7 protein-coding genes are annotated in these 7,071 nt (G+C 67.6%); 4 read left to right on the plus strand and 3 right to left on the minus strand.

Going from position 1 to position 7,071, the window contains the following annotated elements; genetic code table 11:
• Both MSZK_RS01110 and MSZK_RS01115 read right to left on the minus strand, forming a co-directional pair.
• On the minus strand, window positions 1–1,185 hold a 1,185-nt coding region (locus tag MSZK_RS01110; RefSeq protein WP_099243986.1), incomplete at its 3' end, for an NAD(P)/FAD-dependent oxidoreductase.
• Between the two features lie 58 nt (window positions 1,186–1,243).
• Window positions 1,244–1,690 carry an Lrp/AsnC family transcriptional regulator gene (locus MSZK_RS01115; protein ID WP_099243966.1) on the minus strand — a complete coding sequence of 149 codons (447 nt, stop codon included), beginning with the start codon at window positions 1,688–1,690 and terminating at the stop codon, window positions 1,244–1,246.
• Window positions 1,691–1,806: 116 nt separating this feature from the next.
• Here MSZK_RS01115 and ddaH point away from each other — a divergent pair, with 116 nt between their 5' ends.
• Genes ddaH through MSZK_RS01135 form a run of 4 tightly spaced genes read left to right on the plus strand, consistent with a single transcriptional unit; the run spans window position 1,807 to window position 6,289 of the window.
• A complete protein-coding gene (gene ddaH, locus MSZK_RS01120) occupies window positions 1,807–2,652 on the plus strand; it encodes a dimethylargininase (RefSeq protein ID WP_099243968.1) in 846 nt (281 codons plus the stop codon).
• Window positions 2,649–3,881 carry an ornithine--oxo-acid transaminase gene (gene rocD, locus MSZK_RS01125; RefSeq protein ID WP_199203147.1) on the plus strand — a complete coding sequence of 411 codons (1,233 nt, stop codon included), beginning with the start codon at window positions 2,649–2,651 and terminating at the stop codon, window positions 3,879–3,881. The genes ddaH and rocD overlap by 4 nt, the downstream gene beginning before the upstream one ends.
• A gap of 33 nt (window positions 3,882–3,914) precedes the next feature.
• Complete coding sequence (locus MSZK_RS01130; RefSeq protein ID WP_099243970.1) at window positions 3,915–5,411, plus strand: amino acid permease; 1,497 nt, start codon at window positions 3,915–3,917, stop codon at window positions 5,409–5,411.
• Window positions 5,408–6,289, plus strand: coding sequence for a universal stress protein (locus MSZK_RS01135; protein WP_099243972.1), 882 nt, complete (start codon window positions 5,408–5,410; stop codon window positions 6,287–6,289). Before MSZK_RS01130 ends, MSZK_RS01135 begins: the two co-directional genes overlap by 4 nt.
• Window positions 6,290–6,294: 5 nt before the next feature.
• Here MSZK_RS01135 and MSZK_RS01140 read toward each other — a convergent pair.
• Window positions 6,295–7,071 (minus strand): mycofactocin-coupled SDR family oxidoreductase (locus MSZK_RS01140; RefSeq protein WP_233211060.1); only part of this gene is annotated, 777 nt, incomplete at its 5' end.

Genomic DNA, 7,071 nt, shown 5'->3' on the forward strand with positions numbered 1-7,071 from the left:
GGAACTGGGGAGTACCTCGGCGATCGGGGCGCCGGCGGCGATCTTGGCGCGGACCTTCATGACCTTGCCCGGCATGCCGCCGCCGACCACTCCGGCCACCACACCATCGCGCTCGTAGAACGCCAGGAACTTGCGCCCGTCGTCCTCGACGATGTGCACGGTGTCGGTGGCCTCAGGTTCACCGAGGCACTGGATCTTGACGTCGTACTGGTCACTCCAGAAGTACGGGACGACGACCACCGAGGGCGCCTCCTGCCCCAGCATCGCCGGCACGATCGCACGGGCTTGCTCGGCGACGTTGCTCCAGTGCTCCACGCGGGCTTGATGTCCGGTGGCATCCCGCCACGAGGCGACGTCGCCGATCGCCCAGACTCCCGGGACGTTGGTGCGCCCTGCCTCGTCGCAGACGACGCCGTTGTCGACGGCCACGCCGCTCCCCTCCAACCAGTCGGTGGCCGGGCGCGAGCCGATGCCCACCACCACCAGATCGGCGGGCAACTCGCTGCCGTCGGACAGCACGACGGCGCTGACGTGGCCGTCCTGACCGCGGACCTCGGCCACCCCGACGCCGGTGCGCACATCCACACCCTCGGCCCGGTGCAGCCGGGTGACCAGGTTTCCGACCTGCTCGCCCAGCACCGAGGCCAGCGGCGCCGGCTGCGGCTCCACCAGCACGACGTCGACGCCGAGCTTGCGCAGGCTGGCGGCCACCTCGCAGCCGATGAACCCGGCGCCGATGATCACCGCCTTGCGCGCCGATGCGGCGTGGGTGCGCAGCGCCAGCGCCTCGTCGAACGACCGCAGCACCCGGATGCCCTCCAGGTCGGGGAACGACGGAATGCGCTTGGGAACCAGACCCGTCGCGATCACCAGTTCGTCGTAGCCCAGCACCGAGCCGTCGGCCAGGGTCACCGACTTGGCCGCGGTGTCCAGCGCCGTGACCGCGCTGCCCAGTCGAAGGGTGATGTTGTTGTCGGCGTAGAACTCCGCGGGCTTGAGCGTGACATCGCCGAGGTCGGCGTGCAGCACGTCCTTGGACAGCGGCGGCCGGTCATAGGGCAGGTGCACTTCGTCGCTGACGATGGTGACCGGCCCGGTGTACTCCGACTTGCGCAGCTGTTCGGCGGCCCGGGTGGCAGCCAGGCCGCCACCCACGATGAGAATCCCGTTTTCGCTCGTGCTCACGTGGTGTTCTTACACGATCGCCGGCACCGCGTGTACGCCAGCCTCGGTTACCCGCGGGTCAGGCGGGTGAGCGATCGATCAGGTTGGACAGCACCACGATGCTCTCGCTTCGTTCGATGTCGGCGCTGGACCGGATGCGCTCGAGGGCGGCCTCCAGATGGCGCATGTCGCGGGCGAGCACATGCAGAATGGCATCGGACGTACCGGTGACGGTGGCGGCGCTGATGATCTCGGGGATGTCAATCCAGGCCGCGCGCAACTGATCTGGCGCGATCGTGCCATGGCAATACACCTGGACGTAAGCCTCGGTGTTCCAGCCCAAAGCGCTGCGGTCGATCACGGTGGTGAAGCCGCGGATCACTCCGTTGTCCAGCATTCGGTCGACCCGGCGTTTGACCGCGGGCGCCGACAGATTCACCCGCGCACCGATCTCGGCGAAGGTGGCGCGGGCATGCTCGGCGAGTTCGGCGAGGATGCGCTCGTCGGTATCGTCCAGCCGGTCCATTGGCAGCCCCCACGGTTAATAGATCCACGCAATGGTAGCCCTGACGCAAGAAATCGACCATAGACACGCAATAGAGGTCGATTGATTGCGCAGGAGCGCACTTCTATCGTTGTTTCATGACGATATCCCCTGATGTCGCCGCCGAGTCGACGAAGACCCCGCGCCGCCAGCGACTTCGCCACTACGCCATGACCCCGCCGACGTTCTTCGCCGTCGAATACGCCATCAACCCGTGGATGGACACCAGCACGCCGGTCGACGTCGATCGCGCGGTGAGCCAATGGGAAACCCTGCGCGACACCTATCGCAGGCTGGGGCACACCGTCGACCTGGTGGAACCGGTCGCCGGCCTACCGGACATGGTCTACGCCGCCAACGCCGGGCTCATCATCAACGGCACCGCGATCGTCGCCCGCTTCAAGCACGCCGAGCGGCATGGCGAATCGGCGGCCTACGCCGCCTGGATGGACCAGCGCGGGCACGCGCCGGTACCGACCCGCCATGTCAACGAAGGGCAAGGCGACCTGCTGGTCGTCGGCTCGATGATCTTGGCAGGAAACGGTTTTCGCACGCATCCGCAGGCCCACGCCGAGGTGGCCGCCATCACCGGCCTGCCGGTGATCTCGCTGGAACTCGTCGATCCGCGCTTCTACCACCTCGACACCGCGCTGGCCGTGCTCGACGACACCACCATCGCCTACTATCCGCCGGCATTCACCGACGAGGCCCGCGCCCGGCTGCGCGCCCTGTTCCCCGATGCGATCGAAGTGGCCAGCACGGACGCCTATGTCCTGGGCCTCAACGCGGTGTCCGACGGCAAGCACGTCGTGTACCCGGCAGCGGCCACCGGCTTTGCCGAGCAGCTGTACCACGCGGGATTCCACCCGATCGGCGTCGACCTGTCCGAGCTGCTCAAGGGTGGCGGCTCGGTGAAATGTTGCACGTTGGAGGTGTTTTCATGACCATGGCCGACACGACCACCGGTGCCACCGCCGAAGCCATCGCGCTCGACAACACCTATGCCGCCCACAACTATTCGCCGCTCCCGGTGGTCGCGGCCAGCGCCCGCGGGGCATGGATCACCGACGTCGAGGGGCGCCGCTACCTGGACTGCCTGGCCGCGTACTCCGCGGTCAACTTCGGTCACCACAACGACGAGATCGTCGCCACCGCCCACCGCCAGCTCGACGCGGTGACCCTGGTCAGCCGTGCGTTCCACTCCAATCAGCTCGGCCCGTTCTGCGCTGCACTGGCCGGGTTGTGCGGCAAGGACATGGTGCTGCCGATGAACAGCGGCGCCGAAGCCGTGGAGAGCGGTCTGAAGGTGGCCCGCAAATGGGGTGCCGATGTCAAGGGCGTCGGCCCGAACATGGCCAACATCATCGTGGCCGACAACAACTTCCACGGCCGCACGATCAGCATCGTCAGCTTCTCCTCGGACGAGACCGCCCGCGGCGGCTTCGGTCCGTTCACGCCGGGATTCCGGTCCGTCCCGTTCGGCGACGCGCAAGCCGTCGCCGACGCCATCGATGAGCACACGGTCGCGGTCCTGGTCGAACCGATCCAGGGCGAGGCCGGGATCATCGTTCCGCCCGACGACTATCTCCCCCGGCTGCGCCGGTTGTGCACACAGCACAATGTGCTGCTGATCGCCGACGAGATCCAGTCCGGTCTGGCCCGCACCGGCCACACCTTCGCCTGCGATCACTGGGACGTCGTGCCCGACATCTACCTGTTGGGCAAGGCCCTCGGCGGCGGAGTCGTTCCGCTGTCGGCGGTGGTCGCCGACCGCGACGTCCTCGGGGTCCTTCACCCCGGTGAACACGGCTCCACCTTCGGCGGCAACCCCCTGGCGGCCGCCATCGGCTCCACCGTGGTCGACATTCTCGCGCGCGGCGAATTCCAGTCCCGCTCAACCGAATTAGGTCTGCACCTACACGCCCGGCTGCGCACCCTCATCGGTCACGGGGTGCTCGCGGTGCGCGGGCTGGGCTTGTGGGCGGGTGTCGACATCGACCCACGGCTGGGGACCGGCAAGGACCTCAGCCTGGCACTGGCCGAGCGTGGCGTGCTGGTCAAGGACACCCACGGTTCGACATTGCGATTCGCCCCGCCGCTGGTGATCACCGCCGAGGAGATCGACTGGGCTGTTGAGCAGTTCGCGAGCGTACTGACCGGGGCGGGCTCATAATCGGCTAAATCGCCGCGACCCCAGGAGGCGCACATGACGGCCCCGCCGATCAATCTGACCGAACAGATGCTGCGCCGACGGCCCGTCCTCGGCGCGCCGGTCGCTCACGGCGCCTCCGATCACCTCAAGCGCAGCATCGGCACGTTCCAGCTGACGATGTTCGGCGTGGGATCCACCGTCGGCACCGGTATCTTCTTCGTTCTCTCGGAGGCGGTTCCAGAGGCGGGTCCCGGTGTGGTCATCTCGTTCATCATCGCCGGGATCGCGGCCGGTCTGGCGGCGGTCTGCTACGCCGAACTGGCCTCGGCAGTGCCGGTGTCGGGCTCGACGTATTCCTACGCCTACACCACACTCGGCGAAGTCGTGGCGATGGGCGTGGCGGCCTGCCTGCTGCTCGAATACGGCGTGTCGACCGCGGCAGTGGCCGTCGGCTGGAGTCAGTACGTCAACAAGCTGCTCGACAATTTCCTCGGCCATCATCTGCCGCAAGCGATCTCGGCCGCACCCTGGGACAGCACGCCCGGAGTGATCAACCTGCCCGCGGTGTTCCTGGTCGCCATGTGCGCCCTGCTGCTGATCCGAGGCGCCAGCGAGTCGGCCACCGTCAACACCGTCATGGTGCTGATCAAACTGGGCGTGCTGGTGATGTTCTCGATCATCGCGTTCACCGCATTCGACACCGACCGGTTCGCGGACTTCGCCCCGCTCGGCGCCGCCGGAATCGGCTCGGCCGCAGGCACCATCTTCTTCTCCTATATCGGCCTGGATGCCGTGTCGACCGCCGGTGACGAGGTGAAGAACCCGCAGAAGACCATGCCGCGGGCCATTCTCGCCGCCCTGATCACCGTCACCGCGGTCTACATCCTGGTCACGATCGCCGCACTGGGCGCCCAGGCCTGGACCGACTTCGAGGGGCAGGAGGCCGGTCTGGCCACCATCCTGGACAACGTCACCGGCGCCCACTACTGGGGCACCGTGCTGGCGGCCGGCGCGGTGATCTCGATCTTCTCGGTGACCCTGGTGACGCTCTACGGCCAGACCCGCATCCTGTTCGCCATGGGCCGCGACGGACTGCTGCCCTCGATGTTCGCCAAGGTCAACACGCGCAGCATGACTCCGGTCAACAACACCGTCATCGTGGCGATCGTGGTCAGCATCCTGGCCGGCGTCGTCCCGTTGGACTACCTGGCCGACATGGTGTCGATCGGCACGCTGGTCGCGTTCATCGTCGTCTCGGTCGGCGTGGTGCTGCTGCGGATCCGTGAACCCGACCTGCCGCGCGGGTTCAAGGTGCCCGGGTACCCGGTGACCCCGGTGCTGTCGGTGCTGGCCTGCGGCTACATCCTTTACAGCCTGCACTGGTACACCTGGATCGCATTCTCTGCCTGGGTCGCGGTGGTGTTGGTGTTCTACTTCGTGTGGGGCCGCCACCACAGCGCGCTCAACGGCCGTGGGGATGGCGTGATCGCCGGTGCCACACCGGGAATCGACGACGTCGAGGTCGTCAAGCCACCGCAGGATGCGTCATGACGGTGGTCGTCGGCTACCTCGCAGGCAAGAGCGGCACCGCGCCGCTGACCCTGGCACTGGGCGCGGCGCGCACCCTGCACACGTCGCTGACCGTGGCGACCGTCGTACCCAAGCCCTGGACCACGCCGTCGCCGGCCCGTATCGACGCCGAATATGCCGCCTGGGCAGACCAACTCGCCGCGGACTCCGCCAAGGAGGCGCAACGCTATCTGGCCGCGCTCTCCGATGAGGTGGAGGTGGCCTACCACAGTCACGCCCACCGCTCGGTGTCCGGCGGTCTCGTCGAGGTGGTCGACGAACTCGACGCCGACCTGCTGGTGCTGGGCTCGTCGTCCAACGGCCAACTCGGCCAGGTCGTCGTCGGATCGACCGCCGACCGGTTGTTGCATTCGGCGCCGGTGCCGATGGCGATCGCACCGCGTGGTTACCGCAGCACCCGCATACCGCGGTTGACCAGGATCACCTGCGGGTACCCGGGCACACCCGAAGCGGTGACGGTGGTCAAGCGGGTCGCCGGCCTGGCCGAGCAGTTCGGGGTGCCGCTGCGGGTGATCACCTTCGCGGTGCGTGGCCGGACCATGTATCCACCAGAAGTCGGTCTGCACGCCGAGGATTCGATCCTGGCTGCGTGGGAGACGCACGCCCGCGAAATGCTGGCTCAGTTGCGAGTGGACGGCGTGGTCGGTGACGACGCTTTGCTCCAGGTGGTCAGCGGCAACGGCTGGGATCAGGCCCTCGACGCCGCCGAGTGGGAGGACGGCGAGGTACTCGCGTTGGGAACCTCGCCGCGCGGGGATATCGCCCGGGTGTTCCTCGGGTCACGCGGTTCGAAGATCATGCGGCACAGCCCCGTTCCGGTTCTGGTCCTGCCCGGTTAGTTCGCCTAGTACTTGAGCACCCCGCGGTCCACACTGATCTGCGACCCGGACAGGGTGGCCGAACCGTCACCGGCCAGCCACACCACGACGTCGGCGACCTCGTCGACGTTCATGAAATCGGACCGCTTGCCGGTCGCGCTCTGGCCCACCGGCAGGTACGGCATCGGCGCAAAGCCGTGGAGATAGCTGGGGTGGGCGCCGAAAACACCGAGCATGGCCTCGTTTTCGGTCATCGGGGTGGCCACCGAGTAGGGATGGATGGAGTTCACCCGGATGCCGTACTCGCCGGCCTCGAGGGCAAGGGAGTTGGTCAGCGCGGTCAGGCCGTGCTTGGAGGCCGCGTAATGGCTGTTGCCCGGGGTGGCCTTCACGCCGGCCGACGAGCTGACCACGATGATCGAGCCACCGTTGCCCGCCTCGATCATCGCCGGGACGACCGCGCGCAGGGTGCGCCACGTGCCGGTGAGATTGGTGTCGATGACGGTGTTCCACTGCTCGTCGGTGAGCTCCCACAACCGGCCCCAGGACAGCACGCCGGCGTTGGCGACCAGGATGTCCAGGCGCCCGAACTGTTCGACACCATCGGCCACCAGTTGGCGCAGCGCAGCGTCGTCGCGCACGTCCACCTCGCGGGCCAGCACCTTGCGCCCCTCGGCCTCGACCAACTGCGCGGTCTCGCGCAGGTCCTCGGACGTGGTCCCGGGATAGGGAATCGTGTCGCTGACCGTCGCGCAAATGTCGGAGACGATGACGTCGGCGCCCTCCCGGGCCAGCCGAATGGC

It is taken from the genome of Mycobacterium sp. shizuoka-1 (assembly GCF_002723835.1).
Classification (GTDB): domain Bacteria; phylum Actinomycetota; class Actinomycetes; order Mycobacteriales; family Mycobacteriaceae; genus Mycobacterium.

Bases quoted from the DNA above. Each gene is read 5' to 3' on its own strand.
- rocD (WP_199203147.1), top strand. From the start codon at position 2,649: ATGACCATGGCCGACACGACCACCGGTGCCACCGCCGAAGCCATCGCG.
- MSZK_RS01135 (WP_099243972.1), top strand. From the start codon at position 5,408: ATGACGGTGGTCGTCGGCTACCTCGCAGGCAAGAGCGGCACCGCGCCG.
- MSZK_RS01115 (WP_099243966.1), bottom strand. From the start codon at position 1,690: ATGGACCGGCTGGACGATACCGACGAGCGCATCCTCGCCGAACTCGCC.
- MSZK_RS01130 (WP_099243970.1), top strand. From the start codon at position 3,915: ATGACGGCCCCGCCGATCAATCTGACCGAACAGATGCTGCGCCGACGG.
- ddaH (WP_099243968.1), top strand. From the start codon at position 1,807: ATGACGATATCCCCTGATGTCGCCGCCGAGTCGACGAAGACCCCGCGC.